Annotated in this window: 20 protein-coding genes; 18 read left to right on the plus strand and 2 right to left on the minus strand. The window is 71.2% G+C overall.

The features are described 5' to 3' along the window. Positions 1–45 precede the first annotated feature (45 nt). The 3 genes from ACWC09_RS19920 to ACWC09_RS19930 all read left to right on the plus strand — a co-directional run bounded on the left by ACWC09_RS19920 (position 46) and on the right by ACWC09_RS19930 (position 2,742). On the plus strand, positions 46–579 hold the full coding sequence (locus ACWC09_RS19920; protein WP_450851865.1) for a PadR family transcriptional regulator: 534 nt from the start codon (positions 46–48) through the stop codon (positions 577–579). After that, positions 576–1,271: an ABC transporter ATP-binding protein gene (locus tag ACWC09_RS19925; protein WP_450851866.1), complete on the plus strand. Its 696-nt coding sequence runs from the start codon at positions 576–578 to the stop codon at positions 1,269–1,271. The genes ACWC09_RS19920 and ACWC09_RS19925 overlap by 4 nt, the downstream gene beginning before the upstream one ends. 100 nt (positions 1,272–1,371) lie before the next feature. Next, a complete protein-coding gene (locus tag ACWC09_RS19930) occupies positions 1,372–2,742 on the plus strand; it encodes an ABC transporter permease (protein ID WP_450851867.1) in 1,371 nt (456 codons plus the stop codon). A gap of 97 nt (positions 2,743–2,839) precedes the next feature. Here ACWC09_RS19930 and ACWC09_RS19935 read toward each other — a convergent pair whose 3' ends face one another. Then, a complete protein-coding gene (locus ACWC09_RS19935) occupies positions 2,840–3,376 on the minus strand; it encodes an HNH endonuclease (RefSeq protein ID WP_099928941.1) in 537 nt (178 codons plus the stop codon). A gap of 321 nt (positions 3,377–3,697) precedes the next feature. Here ACWC09_RS19935 and ACWC09_RS19940 point away from each other — a divergent pair, with 321 nt between their 5' ends. The 14 genes from ACWC09_RS19940 (at position 3,698) to ACWC09_RS20005 (ending at position 22,971) form a co-directional block, all read left to right on the plus strand. Then, the gene (locus ACWC09_RS19940; RefSeq protein WP_450851927.1) at positions 3,698–4,798 is read left to right on the plus strand and encodes a mechanosensitive ion channel family protein; all 1,101 of its coding nucleotides are present in this window, start codon (positions 3,698–3,700) and stop codon (positions 4,796–4,798) included. Between the two features lie 254 nt (positions 4,799–5,052). Further along, a complete protein-coding gene (locus tag ACWC09_RS19945; protein ID WP_450851868.1) occupies positions 5,053–6,264 on the plus strand; it encodes an ROK family transcriptional regulator in 1,212 nt (403 codons plus the stop codon). Between the two features lie 100 nt (positions 6,265–6,364). Then, positions 6,365–7,702, plus strand: coding sequence for an ABC transporter substrate-binding protein (locus tag ACWC09_RS19950; RefSeq protein WP_450851869.1), 1,338 nt, complete (start codon positions 6,365–6,367; stop codon positions 7,700–7,702). A 7-nt stretch (positions 7,703–7,709) separates the two neighbouring features. Beyond that, complete coding sequence (locus tag ACWC09_RS19955; protein WP_450851870.1) at positions 7,710–8,651, plus strand: carbohydrate ABC transporter permease; 942 nt, start codon at positions 7,710–7,712, stop codon at positions 8,649–8,651. Between the two features lie 2 nt (positions 8,652–8,653). Beyond that, complete coding sequence (locus ACWC09_RS19960) at positions 8,654–9,547, plus strand: carbohydrate ABC transporter permease (protein WP_450851871.1); 894 nt, start codon at positions 8,654–8,656, stop codon at positions 9,545–9,547. Between the two features lie 89 nt (positions 9,548–9,636). Further along, a complete protein-coding gene (locus ACWC09_RS19965; RefSeq protein WP_450851872.1) occupies positions 9,637–10,956 on the plus strand; it encodes a 6-phospho-beta-glucosidase in 1,320 nt (439 codons plus the stop codon). Then, positions 10,947–11,918 (plus strand): N-acetylglucosamine kinase, encoded by a 972-nt coding sequence (locus ACWC09_RS19970; protein WP_450851873.1) that lies wholly within the window; start codon positions 10,947–10,949, stop codon positions 11,916–11,918. Before ACWC09_RS19965 ends, ACWC09_RS19970 begins: the two co-directional genes overlap by 10 nt. Before the next feature lie 216 nt (positions 11,919–12,134). Further along, positions 12,135–13,589 carry a hypothetical protein gene (locus ACWC09_RS19975; protein WP_450851874.1) on the plus strand — a complete coding sequence of 485 codons (1,455 nt, stop codon included), beginning with the start codon at positions 12,135–12,137 and terminating at the stop codon, positions 13,587–13,589. Between the two features lie 14 nt (positions 13,590–13,603). Beyond that, positions 13,604–14,650 carry a glutamate ABC transporter substrate-binding protein gene (locus ACWC09_RS19980; protein ID WP_450851875.1) on the plus strand — a complete coding sequence of 349 codons (1,047 nt, stop codon included), beginning with the start codon at positions 13,604–13,606 and terminating at the stop codon, positions 14,648–14,650. A gap of 94 nt (positions 14,651–14,744) precedes the next feature. Then, a complete protein-coding gene (locus tag ACWC09_RS19985) occupies positions 14,745–16,073 on the plus strand; it encodes a hypothetical protein (protein WP_450851876.1) in 1,329 nt (442 codons plus the stop codon). Then, positions 16,070–18,601 (plus strand): tetratricopeptide repeat protein, encoded by a 2,532-nt coding sequence (locus tag ACWC09_RS19990; protein ID WP_450851877.1) that lies wholly within the window; start codon positions 16,070–16,072, stop codon positions 18,599–18,601. The genes ACWC09_RS19985 and ACWC09_RS19990 overlap by 4 nt, the downstream gene beginning before the upstream one ends. Next, positions 18,602–19,912, plus strand: coding sequence for a PP2C family serine/threonine-protein phosphatase (locus tag ACWC09_RS19995; RefSeq protein ID WP_450851878.1), 1,311 nt, complete (start codon positions 18,602–18,604; stop codon positions 19,910–19,912). A gap of 98 nt (positions 19,913–20,010) precedes the next feature. Continuing rightward, positions 20,011–21,357, plus strand: a complete 1,347-nt coding sequence (locus tag ACWC09_RS20000; protein ID WP_450851879.1) for a vWA domain-containing protein — start codon at positions 20,011–20,013, stop codon at positions 21,355–21,357. 78 nt (positions 21,358–21,435) lie between these two features. Continuing rightward, entirely contained in the window at positions 21,436–22,971 is a 1,536-nt protein-coding gene (locus tag ACWC09_RS20005; RefSeq protein WP_450851880.1) for an FHA domain-containing protein, read from the plus strand. Between the two features lie 16 nt (positions 22,972–22,987). Here the strand turns inward: ACWC09_RS20005 and ACWC09_RS20010 are convergent, their stop codons facing one another. Next, positions 22,988–23,974 (minus strand): methyltransferase domain-containing protein, encoded by a 987-nt coding sequence (locus ACWC09_RS20010; RefSeq protein WP_450851881.1) that lies wholly within the window; start codon positions 23,972–23,974, stop codon positions 22,988–22,990. A gap of 147 nt (positions 23,975–24,121) precedes the next feature. Between ACWC09_RS20010 and ACWC09_RS20015 the strand changes: the two genes are divergently transcribed. Continuing rightward, positions 24,122–24,526 carry a globin gene (locus ACWC09_RS20015; RefSeq protein ID WP_450851882.1) on the plus strand — a complete coding sequence of 135 codons (405 nt, stop codon included), beginning with the start codon at positions 24,122–24,124 and terminating at the stop codon, positions 24,524–24,526. The last annotated feature ends 136 nt before the right edge of the window (positions 24,527–24,662 follow it).

Here is a 24,662-nt window from a genome sequence, read left to right on the forward strand (position 1 = left end):
GATCGCTATTCACTCAGTACATGTATCCAGTGCATAATGATCGGCATGAGCACCCGCCACATCCTGCTGGGGCTGCTCGCCTCGGGGCCGAGTCATGGCTACGACCTGAAGCGACGGCACGACGAACGTTTCCCCGAGGCCCGTCCACTGGCCTACGGGCAGGTCTACACGACCCTGCAGCGCCTGGTCCGGGACGGCCTCGCGGAGATCGAGGGCACCGACTCGGACGGCGGCCCGGAGCGGACGCGGTACCGCTCGACCGAGGACGGCTCCCTCGAACTGGCGCGCTGGGCCGGGGAGATCGCCCCGCCGGCGCCGTTCGTGACGAACGAGATCTTCGCCAAGGTCGTCGTCTCGATCCTGTCCGGCGGCGACGCGGACGCCTATCTGCGGGCCCAGCGCGCCGCGCACATGGAGCGGATGCGCGAGCTCACGGCGGTCAAGACCGCGAAGGGCGCCGATCTCGCGACCGTGCTCTCGGCGGACTACGCCCTCAACCACCTCGACGCCGACCTCCGTTGGATGAACACCACGGCGGCCCGGCTCACCACTCTGACCGCGGAGGTCGACGCGAAGTGAACCACGGGGACAGCAAGGTGCCGCTTCTGGCGGCCCGTGACCTCACCAAGGCGCACGGCAGGACCGAGGCCCTGCGCGGCGCCTCGGTCGAGCTGGGCGCCGGCGAGATCCTCGCCGTGACCGGCGCCAGCGGCAGCGGGAAGTCGACGCTGCTGCACTGCCTGGCCGGGATCGTCCGGCCGGACGGGGGCTCGGTGTCGTATGCCGGCGAGCGCCTGGACCAGCTGTCGGAGAACCGGCTGAGCGAGCTGCGGCGCACCGACTTCGGGGTGGTGTTCCAGTTCGGCCAGCTCATTCCCGAGCTGACGGCCCTCGACAACGTGGCGCTGCCGCTGATGCTGGCGGGCACCTCGCGCCGGGACGCCCAGGCGCGGGCCGGCGAGTGGCTGGAACGCTTCGGCGTACGCGGCCAGGAAACCCTGCGCCCCGGCGAGATGAGCGGCGGCCAGGCCCAGCGCACCGCCCTCGCCCGGGCCCTGGTCACCGCCCCGAAGGTCGTCTTCGCGGACGAGCCGACGGGCGCGCTGGACTCCCTCGCGACCGAGCAGGTGATGACGGCATTGGTCCACACGGCCCGGGACGCGGGCACCTCCGTCCTCCTGATCACGCACGACGCCCAGGTGGCGGCGTACGCGGACCGCGAGGTGCGGATGGACGACGGGGTCATGGCGACGGCGGGGGTGACGGCATGAGGGGCGCTTCGCGCACGGCGACCGGGCTCACCGCCTCCGGAGCCGGCGCCGCGAGGGCCGCCGGCCGTCCGATGGCGGAGTTCTCCCAGGAGGTGGCCGTATGAAGGTCGATCTGCGGCTGGCCTGGCTGCTCACTCGCGGGTCGGACCGGAGGGAGTGGTGGCGGGCTCTGCTCACGACGGTCGGGGCCGTGCTCGCGACCGGGCTCGGGCTGGTGATCGCCGTGCTCGTGCCGATGACCGGGCACCATCACATCGGCCTCGGCGGCGGGCTGCTGGACGAGGACGGGACCCGGGACGGCGTGGTCGTCGCGCTGACGCTGCTGCTCGTTCCGGTGTTCGGGTTCCTCGGGCAGTGCGCGCGGATCGGTGCCGTGCACCGGGACCGGCGGCTGGCCGCGCTGCGCCTGGCGGGGGCCGCGCCCGCGCGGGTGCGGCGGATCGCGGCGCTGGAGTCGGGGCTGGCCTGTCTGGCCGGTTCCGCCGTGGCCACGGCGGTCTCGGTGCCGGTCCTGCTCCACCTGTGGCACCACCCGACTCCCCTGGCCTGGGCCGGCATCACCGCGGTGGCCCTGCTGGTGCCGCCGGCCGGCGCGGCGGTGAGCGCACTGTCGCTGCGCCGCGTGGTGGCGTCGCCGCTGGGTGTCGTACGGCGGATACGGCCGGCGGGTCCGGGACGGCTGTTCCTGGCGGCGACCGTTCTGCTGGCGGTGTCCGCGCTGTTCGTGACGGCGGCCGCGTTCGTGGGCGACCCCTTCTCGCTGCCGCTGTTCGGGCTCGCCGTCGGCCCGCTCGCGGTCTTCGCGCTGTGTCTGCTGGTCGGCGCCACCGCGGTGTGGCTGGTCGGCTGGTCGTCCCGGCGGCTGGGCCGGGAGCTCACGGCCCGCGCGCAGAGCCCGGCGGTGCTGATCGCGGCGGAGCGACTGCGCGACGATCCGTGGGCGGCGGCCCGTACGCACGCCGCGGTGCTGCTCGTGACGGTCGTCGGCACCGGCTTCGTCGGGGTGCGGGAGGTGCTGCTCGCGGATCTGCACGCCTCGCTGCGCGAGGGGCACCTCGCGATGAGCCTGTCCTACTACACCGGCGGGATCAATCTGACGGCCGCGGCGATCCTGGTCGCCCTGGTGATCGTCCTGTCCGCCCTGGCCGTCGGCACCGCCGAGTCCCTCGCCACCCGGCGCCGGGGCCTGGCCGCGCAGACCGCCGCCGGGGTGCCGCGGACGGTGCTGGGCCGGGCAATGCTCCTGGAGACCGCGCTGCCGCTGATCCCTGCGGTGGCGATGGCAGGTGTCGGCGGAATGGCGATCGGCGTCTGGTACGCCTCGGTCACCACGAACTACGTCGTCCCCGGGGTGCCGTACGTGGCGCTGCTGGTGCCGCTCGCGGTGTACGCCTGCTGTCTGCTCGCCGCGGCCACCGCACTGCCCCTGCTGCGCCGCTCGGTCCGCCCGGCGGAGCTGCGCTACGCATGACCGCATGACGGCCCGGCCCGGGAGCACGGGGGACTCCCGGGCCGGACACTGTGGCCGCAAGCCCTGCGTGACCAGGGGTATGCGAAGGCCCGGATCGTCAGGCGGAGATGCCGTCGATCCGGGCCATGGCGTCTTCCGCGCCGTACGGCTGCAAGTACGGCAGCCAGCGCGGGTCCCTATGTCCGGTCCCGATGATGCGCCAGGCCAGACCGGATGGCGGGGCCGGTTTATGGCGCAGCCGCCAGCCGATTTCGAAGAGATGTCGGTCGGCCTTCACGTGGTTGCAGCGGCGGCACGAGGCCACCACGTTGTCCCAGACGTGCTTGCCCCCGCGGCTGCGCGGGATGACGTGGTCGACGCTGGTTGCGACGCCACCGCAGTACATGCACCGGCCCCCGTCACGCGCGAAGAGCGCACGGCGGGTAAGAGGAACGGGCCCCCGATAGGGAACCCGGACGAATCGCTTGAGCCGGACCACGCTTGGTGCGGGGACTGTGACGGTTGCGCTGTGCATGAAGGCGCCCGATTCCTCCAGGGAGACAGCCTTGTTCTCCAGGACGAGGATGAGCGCGCGGCGAAGCGGTACGACGCCGAGTGGCTCGTACGACGCGTTGAGGACCAGGACATGCGGCACGGATGCCTCCTTGGGCGTCGGCGGCGCGTGGCTCGCGCCGGGACGATCTGTGGCCAGTCTCCCCTCTTGCCTGGTGGAAGCGCCACCATGTCCCGGTAACGGGCTGGGAGTGTTTTCGACCACATCTCATTCATCCCCCGGACCGGGATCGGTTTATCCCACCTGCTCATCCCGGGGTGTCCACTGTCTCTCCTCAGAAGACGGCAAGGATTCGCACACCGTCCACCGATAGTGTGGTGGACCTGCCCGTCCGGTGGCCTTTCCGTGACCTTGACCGACCCGGAACCGGACGGCGGACCGCTGCACCTGGAGGTACCTGCCGTGTCCTTGCCCGCCGTCCTGTTGGCCGCCGGTTCGTCGCCGTCACCCGCTCCGTCCCCCTCGGAGTCGACGCCGACGGTCCCCTCTCTCCAGGACGCCCAGGAGAGCGCGACGAACGCGGCCAGCTGGGTCGAGCAGAACTGGTCGACCTGGCTCGCGATCAGCCTGCGGGTCGTGCTGATCCTGGTGATCGCGGGTGTGCTCAGAGCGGTGGTACAGCGGGCGATCACCAAGCTGATCGACCGGATGACCCGCACCGCCGAGGCGGTCGACGGCACATCGCTGGGCGGGCTGCTGGTCAACAACGAGCGGCGTCGCCAGCGCTCGCAGGCGATCGGCTCCGTCCTCCGCTCGGTGGCGTCCTTCGTGATCCTCGGCACCGCGGCCCTGATGATCCTGGGCGCGTTCCAGATCAACCTGGCCCCGCTGCTGGCCTCCGCCGGTGTCGCGGGCGTGGCGATCGGTTTCGGCGCGCGCAATCTCGTCACCGACTTCCTCTCCGGCGTCTTCATGATCCTGGAGGACCAGTACGGCGTCGGCGACACGATCGACGCGGGCGTCGCCTCCGGCGAGGTCATCGAGGTCGGCCTGCGCGTCACGAAGCTGCGCGGCGACAACGGCGAGATCTGGTACGTCCGCAACGGCGAGGTCAAGCGCATCGGCAACCTCTCCCAGGGCTGGGCCACGGCCGGCGTCGACGTCACCGTCAAGGCGAACGAGGACCTGGACCGGCTGAAGGCCACCCTGGACGAGGTCGCCGAGAAGATGAGCGCGGAGGAGCCCTGGAACGAGCTCCTGTGGAGCCCGATCGAGGTCCTCGGCCTGGACAGCGTCCTCCTCGACTCGATGGTCGTCCGCGTCTCGGCCAAGACCATGCCCGGCAAGGCGATGACGGTCGAACGCGAACTCCGCTGGCGCATCAAGCGCGCCTTCGACGCGGCGAACATCCGCATCGTCGGCGGCGCCACGGCCCCCCTCGACGAGGACGAACCCAACGACGCGACAACCGCGATCGCGGCCCCCTCGGCCCACTCCAACCCGGACTCCGCCCAGTCGGCAGCAGCCTCACCGATAGCCCAGCAGCGGACCGCGCCGAGGTAGCCGCCGCTTCCGGAAGGCCGCACGACCGGCCCCACCGCCCCCGAGGTAACGAGTCTGTTGCCTAGGGGGCGGTTCCTATTGACGCCCTCTTCGCCTCGGGCTTACGTTCCTTTCCAGCCAATAGGAAACTTTCCTAACAGTGATCGGCGGTCACCCCCTCGGTGATCGGCGGTCACCCCCTCGGTGATCGGCCGATGGACTTGGCCACCTCGTCACTGAGAAGCTGGGCAGTCGAAAGGCAGGTGTCGACCCACATGGCAGGAACCGCCGGCACGCCGGGCACCCCGCGCGTCCTGCGCGCCATGAACGACCGCGCCGCCCTGGACCTCCTCCTGGAGCACGGGCCGCTGTCCCGCACGCGGATCGGCAAGCTCACCGGCCTCTCCAAGCCGACCGCCTCCCAGCTCCTGGCCCGCCTGGAAGCGGCCGGGCTCGTGCTCGCCACCGGTACCACCGAGGGACGACCCGGCCCCAACGCCCAGCTGTACGAGGTCAATCCGGCCGCCGCGTACGCCGCGGGCCTCGACGTCACCCCGGAACGCATCCTCGCCGCCGTCGCCGACGTCACCGGGCGCACGGTCGGGTCGTTCGAGCTCCAGACCCCCGGCAGGCGGCCCACCCAGCCCGTCGTCCGGCAGGTCACCGACGCCCTCGACGGCGCCGTGAAGGCGGCGGGCCTCGCCCGGGACGACGTCCACCGGCTCGTCATCGGCACCCCCGGCGCCTTCGACCCCAACACCGGCCGACTGCGCTACGCCTCCCACCTCCCGGGCTGGCACACCCCGAGCCTGCTCGACGAGGTCGCCGCCGCGCTGCCGATGCCGGTGGAGTACGAGAACGACGTCAACCTCGCCGCCGTGGCCGAACAACGGCTCGGCGCGGCCCGCGGACACGAGGACTTCGTGCTGCTGTGGAGCGAGGGCGGTCTCGGTGCCGCCCTGATCCTCGGCGGGCGACTGCACCGCGGGTGGACGGGGGGCGCGGGAGAGGTGGGTTTCCTGCCTGTCCCGGGTGCGCCGCTCGTCCGGCAGGTGACCAAAGCCAACAGTGGTGGCTACCAGGAGCTGGCCGGCTCCCAGGCCATCCCCCACCTCGCCCGTGAACTCGGCATCGGGGAGATCCCCTCGGGCCCGTACGCCGAGGTCGCGGCCCGGCTCGTCGCACGCGCCGCCACCGAGGACACCGTGCTGAACCGACTGCTCCTGGAGACGTACGCGACCCGGCTGGCCACCGGTCTCGCCTCGCTCGTCTCCGTCCTCGACCCCGAACTCGTCGTCCTCAGCGGCGCCGCCCTGACGGCCGGCGGCGAGGTGCTGCGCGCCCTCGTCCAGGCCGAGCTGGAGGAACTGGCCGCCGCCCGGCCCCGGCTCGTGGTCGGCGACGTCCATGAACACCCCGTGCTGCGGGGCGCGTTGGAGAGCGCCCTAGCGGCCACCCGCGACGAGGTCTTCGACACCTCGCGCTGACATCCCCGTAGGCCCGCACCCGCACCTCTCACAGCTCCACCCCCCTCGCTCCACCTCCCTTCCCTCGCCATCCCCTGCCCTGTCCCTGGGAGACCTCGCCATGCCCGGAATGTCCCGGAAAGCGGCCATCGCACTCGCCGCGTCCGCCTCGATAGCCCTCCTCGCCACCGCCTGTACCGGCCAGTCCTCCTCCAGCGCCTCCGACGACGCCTCGAAGGACACGACCATCAACTTCTGGCACGCCTGGAGCGCGGCCTCCGAGACAAAGGCCGTGAACGCCCTGGTCGCCGGCTTCGAGAAGGCGCACCCCAACATCCATGTGAACGTCGTCGCCAACATGACCGACGACAAGATCAACCAGGCTCTGCGCACGGGCGGCGACAAGGCACCGGACGTCATCTCCTCCTTCACCACGAACAACGTCGGCAAGTTCTGCTCGTCGGGCGCGCTGGTCGACCTCAACCCCTTCTTCAAGAAGGACGGCATCGACCCGGAGACGACGTTCCCGAAGGCGATGAACGAGTACACCCAGTTCGACGGCAACCGCTGCACGGCGCCGCTGCTGGGTGACGCGTACGGGCTCTACTACAACAAGACGGCGTTCGCGAAGGCCGGCATCAAGACTCCGCCGAAGACCTGGTCCGAATTCGAGACCGACGCCAAGAAGCTCACGATCGCCAAGGGCGACTCCTATTCCCAGCTCGGCTTCATGCCGGACTACCACGGCTGGGAGACGACGACCGAGCACTACTTCGGGCAGTTCTCGCCGACGTACTTCAACAAGGCCGGCAAGTCCAACCTCGCCACCGACCCCGCTTTCCAGGCCGGTTTCACGCTCCAGAAGAAGCTCGTCGACGAACTCGGCGGCTACAAGAAGCTGGAGACCTACCGGGCCACGCTCGGCGACGAATGGGGCGCCAAGCACCCCTTCCACACCGGTCAGGTCGCCATGCAGCTGGACGGCGAGTGGCGGCTGGGCATGGCGCTGGCCGCCAAGCCGAAGTTCGACATCGGGGTGGCCCCGCTGCCCGTCCCGGACGACCAGGCGAGCCAGTACGGCAAGGGCTACATCACCGGCACCATCACCGGCATCGCCGCCACCAGCCACAAGCAGAACGCGGCCTGGGAGTTCGTCAAGTACATCACCACGAACACGGACGCGGTGGTGAACTTCTCCAACGCCATCCACAACGTGCCCTCCACGCTGGCGGCCCTCAAGTCGCCGAAGCTGAAGTACGACCCGCGCTTCAAGACGTTCCTGGACATCGCGGCGAATCCGAACTCGACGACGTCCCCCGCCTCCATCAACGGCGGTGTGTACCTCGCGACGGTCCAGAACTTCGGCTACGACTACGAGAGCGGAAAGGTCACCGACCTGAAGGCCGGCCTGAAGAAGACGGCCGCGCAGATCGACACGGACATCGCGCAGGCGAAGTAGTCGAGCGATGAGCACCATCACCCTGGCGTCGAAGCGCCGCAAGTCGGCGCTTCGAACCTTCGCCTTCATGTCGCCCTGGTTGATCGGCTTCGCGGTGTTCTTCGCGTACCCGCTGATCTCGACGGTCTATTTCTCGTTCATGCACTACGACGGCTTCAAGCCGCCCACGTGGAGCGGGACGAAGAACTGGACCTATGTCTTCGAGCACTACCCCTTCTTCTGGCCGGCCCTGCGCAACACCCTGTGGCTGGTCCTGGTCATGGTGACCCTCCGAGTCGTCTTCGGTCTCGGCGTCGGCCTCCTGATCACCAAGATCAAGACGGGCACGGGTGTCTTCCGCACCCTGTTCTACCTGCCCTACCTCGCTCCGCCGGTGGCCGCCACGATGGCCTTCGCCTTCCTGCTCAACCCCGGTACGGGCCCGGTGAACTCGATCCTGGAGAAGATCGGCGTCCCGGCTCCCGGCTGGTTCAACGACCCCGCCTGGTCCAAGCCGGCCCTCACCCTGCTCGCCCTGTGGGGCATCGGCGACCTGATGGTCATCTTCATGGCCGCGCTGCTCGACGTGCCCCAGGAGCAGTACGAGGCGGCGGAGTTGGACGGGGCGTCGGCCTGGCAGCGGTTCCGGTTCGTCACCCTTCCCAACATTTCGCCGATCGTCATGTTCGCCGTCGTCACCGGCGTGATCCAGACGATGCAGTACTACACACAGCCCCTCATCGCGGGGAAGGTCGCCTCGGGCGTGATCCAGGGCGCCGGCACCCAGTTCGAGCCCGGCTATCCGGAGAAGTCGACCCTGACCCTCCCCCAGCTCGTCTACAACCTCGGCTTCCAGCGCTTCGACTACGGCTCCGCGTGTGTCGTCGCCCTGGTCCTGTTCGTGCTGTCCATGGTGTTCACCGCGTTCCTGATGCGGCGCCGGGGCGGTCTCAACCTGGCAGGTGACTGACCATGGCCCAAGTGCTGGACAAGCCCGTGCAGGTGAAGGCACCCGTCACCCCCGCCGAGCGCACGGCCCGCCGGAAGACGCTCCTGGAGTGGATCGCCATCCACTCCCTCGGGGTCGCGGCCGCGCTCTTCTTCACCCTCCCCTTCGTGTTCGTCTTCCTGACCTCCCTGATGAGCGACACCCAGGCCCTCAGCCGGGACCTGATCCCGCACACCTGGGAGTGGGGCAACTACAAGAAGGTCTTCGACACCCCGGGCTTCCTGACCTGGTGGAAGAACACGTTGATCTACGCGGGACTGGGAACGGTCCTCACGGTCGTGTCGTCGATCCCGGTGGCGTACGCGCTCGCCAAGTTCCGCTTCCGGGGCCGCAATCTCTCCCTCATGCTGGTCATCTCGATGATGATGCTGCCGCCGCAGGTGATCATCATCCCGATGTACCTGTTCTGGGCGAAGCAGCTGGACCTGTCGGGGACGCTGTGGCCGCTGATCATCCCGATGGCGTTCGGGGACGCGTTCTCCATCTTCCTGCTGCGCCAGTTCCTGCTGACCATCCCGAACGAGTACATCGACGCGGCGAAGGTGGACGGCTGCGGTGATCTGCGCACGCTCCTGAAGGTCGTCATCCCCATGGCCAAGCCGGGCATCGCGGCCGTCGGCCTCTTCCAGTTCTTCTACGCCTGGAACGACTACTTCGGCCCCCAGATCTACGCTTCGGAGAACCCGGGCGCCTGGACGCTGAGTTACGGCCTGGAGTCCTTCAAGGGCGCGCACCACACCGACTGGAACCTCACCATGGCGGCGACCGTGCTGGTCATGGCCCCCGTGATCCTCGTGTTCTTCTTCGCCCAGAAGGCGTTCGTCGAGGGCGTGACGCTCACCGGAGTGAAGGGTTGACCCCGTATGCCGTGCCTTCCCGGGGGACACCCCCCGGTCCCCCGGCTGACGACCCACGTCCCCCCACTCAAGAAGCGAGGTAACCCCCAGTGAAACTCACCGTGGTCGGCGGAGGCTCCACCTACACCCCGGAACTCATCGACGGCTTCGCCCGCCTGCGCGACACCCTGCCCATCGAGGAGCTCGTACTGGTCGACCCGGCCGCCGAGCGGCTGGAGCTGGTCGGCGGGCTCGCCCGGCGCATCTTCGCCAAGCAGGGCCACAGCGGCCGTATCGTCACCACCTCCGACCTGGACGCCGGCGTCGAGGGCGCCGACGCGGTGCTGCTGCAGCTCAGGGTCGGCGGGCAGGCGGCGCGGGAGCAGGACGAGACATGGCCGCTGGAGTGCGGCTGTGTGGGGCAGGAGACGACCGGTGCGGGCGGGCTGGCCAAGGCGCTGCGCACCGTGCCCGTCGTCCTCGACATCGCGGAACGGGTGCGCCGTACCAACCCGGACGCCTGGATCATCGACTTCACCAACCCCGTCGGCATCGTCACGCGCGCGTTGCTGCAGGCCGGCCACAAGGCGGTCGGTCTGTGCAACGTGGCGATCGGCTTCCAGCGGAAGTTCGCGGGCCTGCTGGGCGTCTCGCCCACCGACATCCACCTCGACCACGTCGGCCTCAACCACCTCACCTGGGAGACCGGCGTCCGCCTCGGCGGCCCCGAGGGCGAGAACATGCTGCCCAAGCTGCTGGCCGAGCACGGCGACCCCATCGCCGCCGACCTGCACCTGCCCCGCGAGATCCTGGACCGGCTCGGTGTCGTGCCGTCGTACTACCTGCGCTACTACTACGCGCACGACGAGGTCGTACGAGAGTTGCGCACCAAGCCCTCCCGGGCCGCCGAAGTCGCCGAGATGGAACGGCAGCTGCTGAAGATGTACGGCGACCCGGCGCTGGACGAGAAGCCGGCGCTGCTCGCCAAGCGGGGCGGTGCCTACTACTCGGAGGCGGCCGTGGACCTCGCGGCCTCGCTGCTGGGCAATCATGGCAGCGGGCCCGCAGGGCACTCGTTTGAGGGTGGTGGTGGGCGACGGGCGGGCGGGTCGCCGTACCAGGTGGTGAACGCGTACAACCGCGGCACGCTGCCCTTCCTGCCCGACGACGCCGTGATCGAGGTGCAGGCCGCGGTGGGCCCGAAGGGGCCGACGCCGCTGCCCGTGACCGCCGTGGACCCGCTCTACGCGGGCCTGATGGCGCATGTGACGGCCTACGAGGACCTGGCCCTGGAGGCGGCCCTGCGGGGCGGCCGGGACCGGGTGTTCCGGGCGCTGCTGGCCCACCCGCTCATCGGCCAGTACGAGTACGCCGAGACCCTCACCGACCAGCTGATCGCGCACAACCAGGAGCATCTCGCGTGGGCCTGACCGCACGTGTCCTCGCCGTCGACGCCGGCAACAGCAAGACCGACGTCGCGGTCGTGGCAGCCGACGGAACCGTCCTCGCCACCGCCCGCGGGGGAGGCTTCCGGCCGCCCGTGGTGGGCGTGGAGACGGCGGTGGACGTCGTCGCCGAGGCGGTGGGCGAGGCCTTCGCCGCCGCCGGGGTGGCCTCGGTCGACCATGTCTCCGCCTGTCTCGCCAACGCCGACTTCCCCGTCGAGGAGGAGCAGTTGGCGGCCGCGCTGCAGGCGCGCGCGTGGGGCGCGTCGACGGAGGTCCGCAACGACACCTTCGCGATTCTGCGGGCCGGTGTGACCGAGCCGCGCGGGGTCGCCGTCGTCTGCGGCGCCGGCATCAACTGTGTCGGCATGCGCCCCGACGGCCGTACCGCCCGCTTCCCCGCCCTTGGCCGTATCTCCGGTGACTGGGGCGGCGGTTGGGGGCTGGCGGAAGAGGCGCTGTGGCACGCGGCACGGGCGGAGGACGGGCGGGGCGAGCCCACGGCTCTGGCGCGCACGCTCCCGGCCCACTTCGGCTACGCCACCATGCTCGAGCTGATCGAGGCGCTGCACCTGGAGAAGGTGGAGCATCTGCGCCGCCACGAGCTGACGCCGGTGCTCTTCGCCACGGCGGCGGACGGCGACCCGGTCGCCCGCGCGGTCGTGGACCGGCTGGCGGACGAGGTGGTCACCATGGCCACGGTCGCGCTGACCCGCCTCGACCTGCTGGCGGAGGAGACGCCGGTGCTGCTGGGCGGCGGGGTGCTTGCCGCCCAGCACCCTCAACTCAGCGATGGAATCAGGGACTTGCTTGCCGTGCGCGCGCCGAAAGCGGTGGCACGGGTGGTGACGGCGAGTCCGGTGCTCGGGGCGGCGCTGCTGGGGCTGGACCGGATGGGAGCGGAGCCGGAGGTGCACGAGCGGGCACGGGCGTACTTCGAGGGCTGACCTTTGGGAACCGAACTGATTCCGGGGGCGTATTCATGGGCAGGGGGTGGTGCGGGACCCTGCGTCGCGCGCCGGTGCTGCGTTATTCCGGGGGGCGACCCCCGGGCCCCCGCGCAACTCCACTGCGATCCGATCAAGATCCAGTGAAGGCCGGTGCGGATGTCAGTCGCGGCCGCAATACTGGCGGCGACGGGATGACCATGGGGGAGGTCAACAGTGACAACACCGCCGAAGAGCAGCACGGCACCACCGGATTCCGGCGTGCCCACGATCCCGGCCGTGCCGCCACAGCCGGGAAAGCCCGCGCCCCCCACGCCCGCGGGCCCCGACGCCGTTCCCGAGGCCGTTCCCCCACGCCGTACCGCCTTCGCCGAGGGCGTCGACCGGCTGCGCGCGGCCGCCACCACCGAGCCGGGGCGGCTGCGCATCATCGGCGCGCTGCTCGCCCTGCTCGTCGTCGGCTTCGGCGCGGTCGCCGCCTGGCAGATGACCGACCGGGCGTCGGCCGCCGACGACGTCCTCACCAGCAGCCAGCCGCTCAGCTCCGACGCGGCCGACATCTACGCCTCCCTCGCCGACGCCAACACGGCCGCCGCCAGCGGCTATCTCGCGGGCCCGCAGGAGAAGCCCGCGATGCGCAAGCGGTACCAGGACGACATAAACACCGCCGCGACCAAGCTGGTCACGGCCGCCGCCAACTCCAAGGCGGGCTCGGAATCCGCGAAGACCATCGCCGAGCTCAACAAGCTGCTGCCGACGTACAAGGGCCTGGTCGAGACGGCCCGCGCCAACAACCGGCAGGGCTTCCCGGTGGGCGGCGCCTATCTGCGGGCGGCCAACGAGACGATGCAGCAGCAGATGCTGCCGAAGGCCGAGGCCCTGTACCAACGCGAGAACCAGCGGCTGGACGCGGACTACGCGGACGCCAAGGCGTTCCCGTGGGCGGCGGTCGGTCTCGGCGTCGCCGCCCTGGCGGCGCTGGCCTGGGCCCAGCGGCGCAACTTCCTGCGCACCAACCGGGTGTTGAACCACGGCCTGGTCACCGCCTCGGCCGCCTCGGTGGTGGTCCTGCTCTGGCTGGTCGTCGGCCACACCGTCGCCCGCGCCGGCCTGAACGACTCCTACGACCACGGCGTCCGCTCGCTGAACGTCCTGCACGACGCCCGTATCGCGTCCCTGACCGCCCGCAGCGACGAGAACCTCAGCCTGATCCGCCGCGGCGCCGACACCGTGCTGGTCGGCAAGAACCCCACGGACGCGTACGCCGTCGGCTACGAGACCCAGATCGCGAAGCTGGCCGCGAAACTCACCAGGGCCGGCTCCCTCGCCGACGACACCGCGGGCAAGAAGCCGGTGAAGGACGCGAACGGCTTCATGCAGGCGTGGAAGGACCGGCACGGCGTCGCCCAGAACTGGAACGACAAGGGCGACTACCGGAAGGCCCGTGACAAGGTCATCGGCGCCGGCCCGGAGCCGACGAGCGTGTGCTTCGACAACGTCGACAGCGCGCTCAGGAAGGCGCTGGTCCATGAGCAGGACGAGTTCCAGCAGGCCGCGAGCGGCGGCCGGGACGCGCTGACCGGACTGCCGTACGGGGCCGCGGTGCTGGCGGTGCTGGCCGCGGCGGGCGCGGTGCTGGGCATCGGGCGCAGGCTGTCGGAGTACCGGTGAGAGGGGGCGTGACGATGAATGCACAGCGTCTGACACAGCGTCTGCGGGCCGGCCTGCGGGGCTGGGGCGGCGTGGGCGCGATGGCGGTCGTCTGCGCCCTCGCGCTGGCCTTCGTCCTGCTGCTGCCCCGGGCCGGGGCGAGCGGTGCGGGGGGCGCCGCGGACAGCGGCGGACGGCTCGCCCACGGCCTCCAGGCCGCCGTGGAGAAGAAGTGCACGAACGGCAAGTACCCGCAGGACCAGAGCCTGTCGCCGTCGGGCGGCGACGGAAGCACGACGAACGTCGACGCCATCAAGACCCGGGGGCGACTGGTCGTCGGCGTGGACACCAACAGCTACCGCTGGGGCTACCTCAACCCCAACAACGCCAAGGGTGAGCTGGAGGGCTTTGACATCGACCTCGCCCACCGGATCGCCGGCGACCTCCTCGGCGACCCCGGCAAGGTCACGTTCAAGGCCATCCCCACCAGCCGGCGTATCGACGCCATCAAGGACGGCGAGGTCGACATGGTGGTCCGCACCATGACCATCACCTGCCAGCGCCTCGACGACGTCGCGTTCTCCGCGCCCTACTTCAAGACCGGCCAGCAGGTCCTCGCCCCCAAGAACTCGACGATCACCGGCTACAACAGCACCCTTGCCGGAAAGCGGGTCTGCTCGGCGCTGACCTCCACGGCCCTCGACAACCTGAAGGCCGACAGGGGTCACAAGATCCCCGCCTCCACCGACATCGGCACCGTCGTCCCCAACCAGCTCGACTGTCTGGTGAAGTTGCAGCTCGGCGAGGTCGACGCGATCGTGACGGACGGCGCGCTCGCCGCGAGCCAGGCCGCGCAGGACCCGACGGTGGAGCTCAAGGGGGGCCTGTTCACGGACGAGTACTACGGCGTGGCGATGAAGAAGACCTCCCAGGATCTGGTACGCCAGGTCAACCGGACCCTGGAGAACTACATCAAGGACGGCGGCTGGGCCGACTCGTACCGGACATGGCTGCACCCCACCATGGACCTGGACGGCAAGAAGTCGACGTCGGCGACCCCTCCCGAAGCGCACTACCAGTGACCGACCATCGACTCACGGACGTCTGACGGACAACCGACGGACAACCGACGGACACGGACAACTGACGGACTACGACAGCAGCGAGAGGTGATCGATGGGCGTCACGGACCCCGCCGGGCCGGTGATGGACCGGGACGAGGTGGACCGTGCGCTGGCGCGGCTCGGCGCGGAGCACGAGGCGATCGAGACCTCGCTCCTCGCCCTGCAGGACCACGCGGGCCGCAGACTCCTCGAGGGTGCCGAGCTGACCGGTGTCACCAAGGAGCGCTGGGCGTCCGCGGAGGCGTCGATCACGCTGCTGTGGGCGTACTTCGACGCGTACACGGACGCGTTGCGCACCGCCCGGGACATCCGCTCCCGCCGCCGCTGGTCCAGCCGCGAGGACCTGGTGGAGCTGACGGAACTGCTGCGCGGCGCCTCCGTCACGGTCGCCGGCTCGACCACCGCCACGGCCAACATGCCGACGCTGCACGGCAGTTCCGGCAAGCTCAGCGAGCAGTTCTCGCTCGCCGCGCTGGTGGACCGGATGAACGACCTGTACGCCACGTCACTCGACATGGTCGTCGCCGCCGACGCCGTCTGGTCGGCGCTGCCCGCCCGGATCGATTTACTGGCCGCGGAGCTCCAGCGCACCCGCAAGCTCGCCCACTCGGTCGGCGTACGCCCCGGCGAGCACCCGGCCGGGGACGACCTGGAACGCATCACGCACACGCTCACCTCGCTGCGCGAGCAGGTGGTGTCCGATCCGCTCGCCCACTGGGTTCCCACGCAGGGGAGTTCGGCGCCGGGCGGCGGCCGTCCGGACCTCACGGTGTACGACCGGGAGGCACGCGCACTGGAGGACGTGCGCCGGGAGATCGACGCCGTGCTCACCGTCCGGCAGGACGCCGAGCAGCGGCTCGTCCGGCTGCGGGACGTACTCAGCCGCGCCGACCGCACACTCGCCGAGGCACGCACCGCGCGCGGCGAGGTCCTCGCGAAGATCGCCGCTACGGAGGTGCCCGTCGTCAGCGGCCCGCCGACCGCGCTGCAGGAGCAGCTGGCGACGGCCGCCGAGTACCGCAGACACGCCCAGTGGCACCGCCTGTCCCCGCTCCTGGAGTCCCTGGAGCAGAAGGCGGAGGACGAACTGCTGCGCGCCCGCGAGTCGTTGACCGCGGTCACCGCGCCGCTGGCGGTCCGCGCGGAGCTGCGCGGCCGCCTGGACGCGTACCGGGCGAAGGTCGCCCGGCTCGGATACGCCGAGGACCCGTTCCTGATCGAACGCTACGACGCGGCGCGCCGCATGCTGTGGAGCGCGCCCTGCGATCTGCGCGTCGCCGAACAGGCCGTGCTGCGCTACCAGCACGCGGCCGCCGAGGTGCTCGGCACCCCGCGCGTGCCGGGACAGGGCGGGCCGCAAGACCGTAGGGGGGAGTCATGAGCCAGGCACAGCAGCCCTGCCAGCGGCCGGACTGCGAGGGGACCTACGAGGACGTCGGTGGCGGCGAACTGTACTGCGACACCTGCGGTCTCGCGCCGGTCGTCTCGGCAACAGGGTCGGTCGGCTCCTCGCCGACCGGGATCAGCGCGGGCGGCAAGGGCTCGGCGGGCAGCGGCAGTTCGCCCGGCAGCCGTGGCAGCTCTCGTACGACCTCGCACTCGTCGAAGTCCCGGCGCTCGGTGTCGGGACGGCTCTCGCGCTCGCTGTCGGGCAAGTCCACGGGACGCTCGGTGTCGGTGCGCAGCTCCGGCTCCAGCAGCGGCACCAGTAGCCGCGGCCGGCTCGGGGTGGGTCTGGTGCAGGTGCCGGACGTGCCGAGGCCAGACCCGCGCGCGATGGTGCTGGAGAACCCGGAGGTGCCCGAGCGCAAGCGGTTCTGCTCGCGCTCCGACTGCGGGGCGCCGGTGGGGCGTTCACGCGGTGAGCGGACGGGCCGCACGGAGGGCTTCTGCACCAAGTGCGGGCACCCGTACTCCTTCGTGCCCAAGCTGAAGGCCGGGGACGTGGTGCACGGCCAGTACGAGGTCGCGGGCTGTCTGGCGCACGGCGGGCTGGGCTGGGTCTACCTCGCGGTGGACAAGGCGGTCTCCGACCGGTGGGTGGTCCTCAAGGGCCTCCTCGACACCGGCGATCAGGACGCGATGGCCGCGGCGATCTCCGAGCGGCGCTTCCTCGCGGAGATCGAGCACTCCAACATCGTGCGGATCTACAACTTCGTGGAGCACCTCGACCAGCGCACCGGCTCGCTCGACGGCTACATCGTCATGGAGTACGTCGGCGGCAAGTCGCTGAAGGAGATCGCCAACGGCCGCCGCACGCCCGACGGCAAGCGGGACCCGCTGCCGGTGGAGCAGGCGTGCGCGTACGGCATCGAGGCGCTGGAGGCGCTCGGCCATCTGCACAGCCGCAACCTGCTGTACTGCGACTTCAAGGTCGACAACGCCATCCAGACCGAGGACCAGCTCAAGCTCATCGACATGGGCGCGGTGCGCAGGATGGACGACGAGGAGTCGGCCATCTACGGCACGGTCGGCTACCAGGCGCCTGAGGTCGCGGAGGTCGGCCCGTCCATCGCCTCGGACCTCTACACGGTCGCCCGCACGCTCGCCGTCCTGTCCTTCGACTTCCAGGGCTACACGAACGTCTTCGTGGACTCCCTGCCGGACCCCGACAACATCGAGGTCTTCCGCCAGTACGAGTCCTTCTACCGGCTCCTGGTCCGCGCCACCGACCCCGACCCGGCCCGCCGCTTCGCCTCCGCCCAGGAGATGGGCGAGCAGCTCACCGGCGTCCTGCGCGAGGTCGTCTCCCTCCAGTCGGGCCGCGCCCGTCCCGCTCTGTCGACCCTGTTCGGCCCCGAACTGAAGGTCACGGACACGGAGTTGTTCCCGAAGCTGCAAGGGGACGTGTCGTTGCTGGGAGCGAGGTCGGTACCACCGAAGGCACAGCAGCCCCAGCCGGCGGCTTCCGCCAACGGGACCGCCACCATCGTCAAGCCCATCACCTCCCCCGCCGCCGCCCTGGCCCTTCCCGTCCCCCTCGTCGACCCCTCGGACCCGAACGCCGGCTTCCTCGCGGGTCTGATGACCACCGCTCCGGCCGAGGTGCTCGGGGCGCTCGCGGCGGCGCCCTCGACGTCGACCGAGACACGGCTCAGGCAGATCCGGGCCTGGCTGGAGAACGGCGACTCGTACACGGCGCTGGAGGCCCTGCTCAACCTTGAGCAAGAGCCGGAGGCCGAGGCGCCCCAGAGGCTCCCCGATGTACAGGTGCGGCCCGACGACTGGCGGGTCGTCTGGTACCGGGGCGTGGCCGCCCTCGTCACCGGCGACCACGAGGGCGCGGCGCTCGCCTTCGACGCGATCTACGACGCCTTCCCCGGCGAGCCCGCACCCAAGCTGGCCCTCGGCCTGTGCGCGGAGGTGCTGGGCCAGCTGGACAACGCCGCCGAGTACTACCGCCTGGTCTGGTCGACCGACCCGAGCTATGTGAGCGCCGCCTTCGGGCTCGCCCGCGTCCAGCTCGCGGCCGGGGACCGCCGTAGCGCCGTGGACACGCTGGAGTCCGTGCCGGAGTCGTCGATCCACTACACGGCGGCCCGTGTGGCCGCCGTACGGGCGCGACTGCGTGAGCGGACGGCCGCCGCCTCGGACGCGCCGTTCCTGGACGACCTGACCGCCGCCGCCGGGCAGGTCGAGGCGCTCGACGCCTACGGTCTGGATCCTGCGCGCAGGGAGCAGTTGTCGGCCGAGGTCCTCGGCCGCGCCCTGGACTGGATACTCTCCGGGGGCCAGGGTGCCGCGCCCACGGGCCGGCGGACGCTGCTCGGCAGCGACCTGGACGAGCGGGGACTCCGCTTCGGCCTGGAGCGTTCGTACCGCACGCTGGCCCGGCTGGCGCGCGGCGGCGAGGAGAGGATCGACCTGGTGGAACGTGCCAATCGTTACCGCCCCCGGACGTGGGTGTAGTTGATGTCGCAGATGCCCCAGTTGTCCGCCTGCCCGAGCTGCGAATGGCCGCTCGAGTCGGGTGACCGTTTCTGCGGTGCGTGCGGATACGACCTGTCCGCGGTGCCGCCACGGCCGGACGACCATCCGACCGTCGAGCTGAACGGCTCGGCGGCCGACGGCGGCGCGGGCTGGCCCGTCGCGGCCGTGCCCGGCGCCCCGCCCGCCCCCCATCTGCCCACCGATCTGCGCGGCACGGACGCGGGCGGCATCCCACTGCCCCCGGAGCAGCCGCCCACCGGATCGCCGGTCTCCCCGGCCTCCGGCGTGCGCTTCGACCGGCCGCCGGAGCCCGACGAATACCCACTGCAGGCCCCCGACCCCCGTGTCGCCGACCTCGCGGCCCCCGCCGAGGAGGCCAAGCTGTGCGTGGCCTGCCGCTCGGGCCGGGTGGACAACGACGGCTACTGCGAGAACTGCGGGCACGCCCAGCCCAGGGAGCGCGACCACATGGAGCAGGAGTGCGGCCCGCTCGCCGCGGTCAGCGACCGCGGCCTGCGGCACCACCGCAACGAGGACGCCTTCGGTATCGGCACCGCCACGCTGCCCGACGGCTCCCCCGTCTCGGTGGCGGTCGTCTGCGACGGCGTCTCCTCGGCGACCCGCCCCGACGACGCCTCGCTGGCCGCCGCCCGCGCCGCCAACGAGTCACTGCTGGCCGCCCTGCCGCGCGGCACCCACCCGCAGCAGGCGATGCACGACGCGATCGTCGCCGCCTCGCACGCCGTCAACTCCCTTGCCGCCGAGCCCGCCACGGCCCGCGAGCACTCCCCGCACCAGAACGCGCCCGCCTGCACGATCGTCGGCGCGGTCGTCACCCCGGGACTGCTGGTCATCGGCTGGGTCGGCGACAGCCGCGCCTACTGGGTCCCGGTGGACCGCACCTCACCCCCGGCCCGGCTCACCGAGGACGACTCCTGGGCCGCGCAGATGGTCGCCGCGGGCCTGATGAACGAGGCCGAGGCCTACGCCGACGAGCGCGCCCACGCGATCACCGGCTGGCTCGGCGCTGACGCCTACGAACTGGAGCCGCACACCGCTTCCTTCAAGCCGGACCGGCCAGGTGTAGTGGTGGTGTGCACGGACGGGCTGTGGAACTACGCGGAGGCGGCCGAAGACATGGCCGAGATCGTCCCCGCGGACGCCGCCGTACGACCGCTGCACAGCGCCCAGGTACTGGTCGGTCACGCCCTGGACGGCGGGGGCCACGACAACGTAACAGTGGCCGTCGTGCCGTTCCCGGCCGTCGCTCAGGGGGCAGGATCGGCCTGAGGCCGCACAACGGGGAGGCCTCGAAGGACCGGAGGGGACCGGTCCACTTCAGTCATCACCCCACGGGTGTGGGGTCCGCGAGGGGGATTCGATCAGGCATGGCCAATTTCTCGAAGTCCAACGTGCCGCAGTTCTCGATGGACGTGTACCAGAACGAGTACCTCCCGGAGGGCGGCCGTGAGGTCAACGCGATCGTCACGGTGACGGCCACCGGCGGCGGCACCATCGGCAGCGCCGTCACGGCACCCAACCTCTACTCCCGGGGGCAGGGCCCGTCCGCGGCGGTGGCGGTCATGGTCGACTGTTCCGGCTCGATGGACTACCCGCCGACCAAGATGCGCAACGCCCGCGACGCCACGGCCGCCGCGATCGACACCCTGCGCGACGGGGTGCACTTCGCGGTGATCGGCGGCACGCACGTGGCCAAGGAGGTCTACCCCGGGGGCGGGCGTCTCGCGGTCGCCGACGCCACCACCCGCGACCAGGCCAAGCAGGCCCTGCGCAAGCTGAGCGCGGGCGGCGGTACGGCCATCGGCACCTGGCTGCGCCTGGCCGACCGGCTGCTCTCCTCCGAGGACGTCGCCATCCGCCACGGCATCCTGCTCACCGACGGCCGCAACGAGCACGAGTCGCCCGAGGACCTCAGGGCGGCCCTGGACTCCTGCGCCGGACGTTTCACCTGTGACGCACGGGGCGTGGGCACCGACTGGGAAGTGAAAGAAGTCACAGGGATCGCCTCCGCCCTGCTCGGCACCGCCGACATCGTCGCCGACCCGGCCGGCCTCGCCGCCGACTTCACGCGGATGATGGAGACGGCGATGGGCAAGGAGGTCGCCGACGTGGCCCTGCGGGTGTGGACCCCGGTGGGCACGACCATCAAGTTCGTCAAGCAAGTCGCGCCCACCGTCGAGGAGTTGACCGACCGCCGCACCGAGGCGGGACCCCGCGCCGGGGACTACCCCACCGGCTCCTGGGGAGACGAGTCCCGTGACTACCACGTGTGCGTCGAGGTCCCGATCGCCGGAATCGGCCAGGAGATGCTCGCGGCCCGGGTCTCCCTGGTGGTCCCCCGGCCGGACGGCACGGCCGAGAACCTCGGCGCCCAGGGCCTGGTGAAGGCCGTGTGGACCGACGACATGGTCGCCTCGACGTCCATCAACCCCCAGGTCGCCCACTACACCGGGCAGGCCGAACTGGCACAAGCAATCCAACAAGGGCTCGATCTTCGTAAAGCGGGCGATATGGACGGGGCAACCGCCAAACTGGGCCGGGCCGTTCAGCTCGCCAGCGCCTCCGGAAACGCGGATACTGCGAAACTGCTTGCGAAGGTGGTGGACGTGGTCGACGCCGCGACAGGTACTGTGCGACTGAAGGCGAAGGTCGCGGAGGCCGACGAGATGACTCTCGAGACACGGTCGACAAAGACTGTTCGTGTAAAGAAGTGACGTAGTAGCCGCTCAAAGCGACCGTGTACGACCACCTACGACCACGTAGGACCCTGAAGGAGAGGGGGAAGCGCCGACATGCCGACCTGCCCGAACGGACACCAGTCGGGTTCCGACGACTGGTGCGAGGTCTGCGGTCACCGCATGGCCGGTGCCGTGCCTCCGCCCCCGCCGCCCCCGCCGGGTGGTGGCTACGGCTTCCCGCCCCCGCAGGGCACCCAGCCCGGCGGTCGTCCGCCGCACCTGTCCGCGGTGCCGGACCACGAGCCGGAGCTCTGCCCGCAGTGCCGCACGCCCCGCGAGGGCGGCGCGCCGTTCTGCGAGGAGTGCCGGTGGAACTTCCTCACCAACACGGCGACCTCGTACACCCCGGCCGCCCCGCGCCAGCCGGCCCCCGGCCCGAACGTGCGCTACCAGCAGCAGCCGCCCGGCCCGTCGTACGGCGGCGGTGACTCGTACGAGTACCAGGGCTCCCGCCCGTCCCAGGTGAACCGCCCCGCCGAGCCGATCCCGCCCTTCGGCAGCGAGCCCTCGGGCCCCACTCCGTTCGGCAACGACCCGCGCCCCGGCGGCTACGGCAACGACCAGCGCGCGGGCGGCCCGCCCAACTTCGGCAACGACTCCCGCGCCGGGGGCCCGCCCGGATACGGCAACGACCAGCGTGCCGGCGGTCCGCCCGAGTTCGGCAACGACTCCCGTGCCGGCGGTCCGCCCAACTTCGGCAACGAGTCCCGCCCCGGTGGTCCGCCCAACTTCGGCAACGACCAGCGTGCGGGCGGTCCCCCCGCCTTCGGGAACGACCCCCGCCCCGGCGGCTACGGCAACGACCAGCGCCCCGGCGGCCCGCCCGGCTTCGGCGCGGACCCGTCCCGCCCGGTCCCGCCCCCGCCCGGCCCGACGCCCACCACCGGCGGACCCGGAGGCCCGGGTGGCCCCGGCGGTCCCGGTATCCCGCAGGCCTTCCAGCAGCCCGGCCCGTCCGGGCCGCCCGCCCCGCCCGCCTTCCCGCAGGAGACCCAGCGTCCCCCGCAGGGCGGCCCGTCCTTCGGCGGCGGTGACGACGACTGGGTGATCTCCCCGCCGTCGTCCGGTCCCGGCGCGCCCGGTGGCCCCGGAGCCCCCGGCGGCTACGGCTACCCGCAGCCCGGCTCCACCCAGGCCCCGCCCCCGCCGCCCGGCCAGGGCTTCCGCCCCCCGCCCGCCGGTCCGGCGACCTGGACGGCGACCATCGGCCCGGACCGCGAGTACTTCATGGCGATGATGCAGCGCTCGGGGCCCGAGGCCGCGGGTCTGAACCTGCCGGCCTACTCGCCCGAGCAGCAGCGCACGCTCTCCGGCAACCAGATCACCATCGGCCGTCGCCGCCACTCCACCGGTGACACCCCGGACATCGACCTCTCGGTGCCGCCGGAGGACCCGGGCGTCTCGCATCAGCACGCGGTGCTGGTGCAGCAGCCCGACGGTACCTGGGCGGTCGTCGACCAGAACTCGACGAACGGGACGACGGTGAACGGGTCCGAGGAGCCGATTCAGCCGTTCGTGCCCGTGCCGTTGCAGGACGGGGATCGAGTGCATGTCGGTGCCTGGACGACGATCACGATCCACCGGGGCTGAGAACCGAGCAGAACGGCTAGATCTGGAGGGGCCACACATACGGCCCCTCCGGATCGTCCAGCCACGCCCACTCGTGCCCGCCGCCGACCGTGATGCCGTAGCGCTCGCGTTGTGGCTGCCGTTCGCGTTCCCACAGGGCGTAGGCCTCCTGGGGATCCAGGACGCCGCGAGTCAGCGCGAGCAGGAAGCGGAACAGTTCGTGGTCCCTGGCGTGCCGTGGAATCCCGCCCAGGTGGGCCGGTTCCGGCTCGGGGCGGCTGTCCCCCCGTAGCGGCACGAAGTACGCCGGTGTGTGCAGGAAGCGGCCCTCGGCGTATCCCGTGTCCCGGACGGTCAGGGCGAGCAGGCCGGTGGCGAGTGGGGTCAGGATGCGGGCGGCCGGGGCGGACTGGGTGAGCCAGGCGTGCGGGACCGAGGTGAGGGTGCAGGTCGCGATGATCCGGTCGTACGGGGCGCGCTCGGGGACTCCGCGGGCGCCGTCACCCGTGACGACGGTCGGGCCGTAGCCGGCCGCGGCCAGGTGCCGGCCGGCCGCCTCGGTGATCTCCGGATAGAGGTCGATCGTCGTGACCAGGTCGTCGTCGCCGAGCCGGTGGGCCAGCAGGGCCGCGTTGTAGCCGGTGCCGGTGCCGACCTCCAGGACCCGGTCGCCGTCCCGCACCCGCAGTTCGGCCAGCATCTTCGCCATCAGCGAGGGCTGGCTGCTGGAGGAGACCAGGTCGCCGTCGCGCAGCCGGGTGGCCAGCGGGACGTCGGTGTACGCGCCGCGCAGCCACTGCTCGCGGGTCCGCGGATCGGGACTCTCGCCCCACCGCCGCTCGTACCCCCCCTTGACGCCGACGTAGTAGTACGGCACGAACAGATGCCGCGGCACCGCCTCGAACGCCTCGCGCCACACCGGGTCCGTCTCCCAGGCCCCGCTCGCGTCGATCTCCCGCACCAGCGCCGCCCGCGCCGAGACGGCGAGGTCGTCCAACTCCTTGTCGAGAGCATGCGCGCCCATACCGTCCACAGTAGGTCCTAAGCCTCAAGTCCTCGTTCCCCGCGTCTGAGACCATGGAGCACGTACTGCATCTTCCGGGGGACAACCCCCGGACCCCCGGCGGAAAGACTCGGGCGGACCGGCACAACCCATGCGAGGCAGCTCACAGTGACCGAGATCCGGCGCGGCACGCTTCAGACGCAGACCTTCTACGAGCAGGTCGGCGGGGAGGAGACCTTCCGCCGCCTCGTGCACCGTTTCTACGAGGGTGTGGCGGACGACCCCGTCCTGCGGCCCATGTATCCCGAGGAGGACCTCGGGCCGGCCGAGGAGCGCCTCACGCTCTTCCTCATCCAGTACTGGGGCGGCCCGACGACGTACAGCGACAACCGCGGCCACCCGCGCCTGCGCATGCGCCACGTCCCCTTCACCGTGAACCGCGAGGCGCATGACGCCTGGCTGAAGCACATGCGCGTCGCCGTCGACGAGCTCGGTCTGTCCGAGGAGCACGAGGCGGAGCTGTGGCGCTATCTGACGTACGCGGCGGCCTCGATGATCAACACCCCGGACTGAGCGCCGCCGGCGATCAACTCGCTTGCCGGGCAAGGCTCGTCACAATCCGGTCAAGCTCGATTCACAAGCGCTTACACCTGACCGCTCCCCTCTGACAGCATCGCCGGGAGGTCTGGACAACTTCCGGACGGCCACG

This window comes from Streptomyces sp. NPDC001617 (genome assembly GCF_053596855.1).

What these genes read in the sequence shown, in the direction of transcription:
- ACWC09_RS19960 (WP_450851871.1), top strand. Translation starts at nt 8,654, where the DNA reads ATGGCCCAAGTGCTGGACAAGCCCGTGCAGGTGAAGGCACCCGTCACC.
- ACWC09_RS20000 (WP_450851879.1), top strand. Translation starts at nt 20,011, where the DNA reads ATGGCCAATTTCTCGAAGTCCAACGTGCCGCAGTTCTCGATGGACGTG.
- ACWC09_RS19930 (WP_450851867.1), top strand. Translation starts at nt 1,372, where the DNA reads ATGAAGGTCGATCTGCGGCTGGCCTGGCTGCTCACTCGCGGGTCGGAC.
- ACWC09_RS19980 (WP_450851875.1), top strand. Translation starts at nt 13,604, where the DNA reads ATGAATGCACAGCGTCTGACACAGCGTCTGCGGGCCGGCCTGCGGGGC.
- ACWC09_RS19920 (WP_450851865.1), top strand. Translation starts at nt 46, where the DNA reads ATGAGCACCCGCCACATCCTGCTGGGGCTGCTCGCCTCGGGGCCGAGT.
- ACWC09_RS19950 (WP_450851869.1), top strand. Translation starts at nt 6,365, where the DNA reads ATGCCCGGAATGTCCCGGAAAGCGGCCATCGCACTCGCCGCGTCCGCC.
- ACWC09_RS20010 (WP_450851881.1), bottom strand. Translation starts at nt 23,974, where the DNA reads ATGGGCGCGCATGCTCTCGACAAGGAGTTGGACGACCTCGCCGTCTCG.
- ACWC09_RS19955 (WP_450851870.1), top strand. Translation starts at nt 7,710, where the DNA reads ATGAGCACCATCACCCTGGCGTCGAAGCGCCGCAAGTCGGCGCTTCGA.
- ACWC09_RS19990 (WP_450851877.1), top strand. Translation starts at nt 16,070, where the DNA reads ATGAGCCAGGCACAGCAGCCCTGCCAGCGGCCGGACTGCGAGGGGACC.
- ACWC09_RS19945 (WP_450851868.1), top strand. Translation starts at nt 5,053, where the DNA reads ATGGCAGGAACCGCCGGCACGCCGGGCACCCCGCGCGTCCTGCGCGCC.
- ACWC09_RS20005 (WP_450851880.1), top strand. Translation starts at nt 21,436, where the DNA reads ATGCCGACCTGCCCGAACGGACACCAGTCGGGTTCCGACGACTGGTGC.
- ACWC09_RS19985 (WP_450851876.1), top strand. Translation starts at nt 14,745, where the DNA reads ATGGGCGTCACGGACCCCGCCGGGCCGGTGATGGACCGGGACGAGGTG.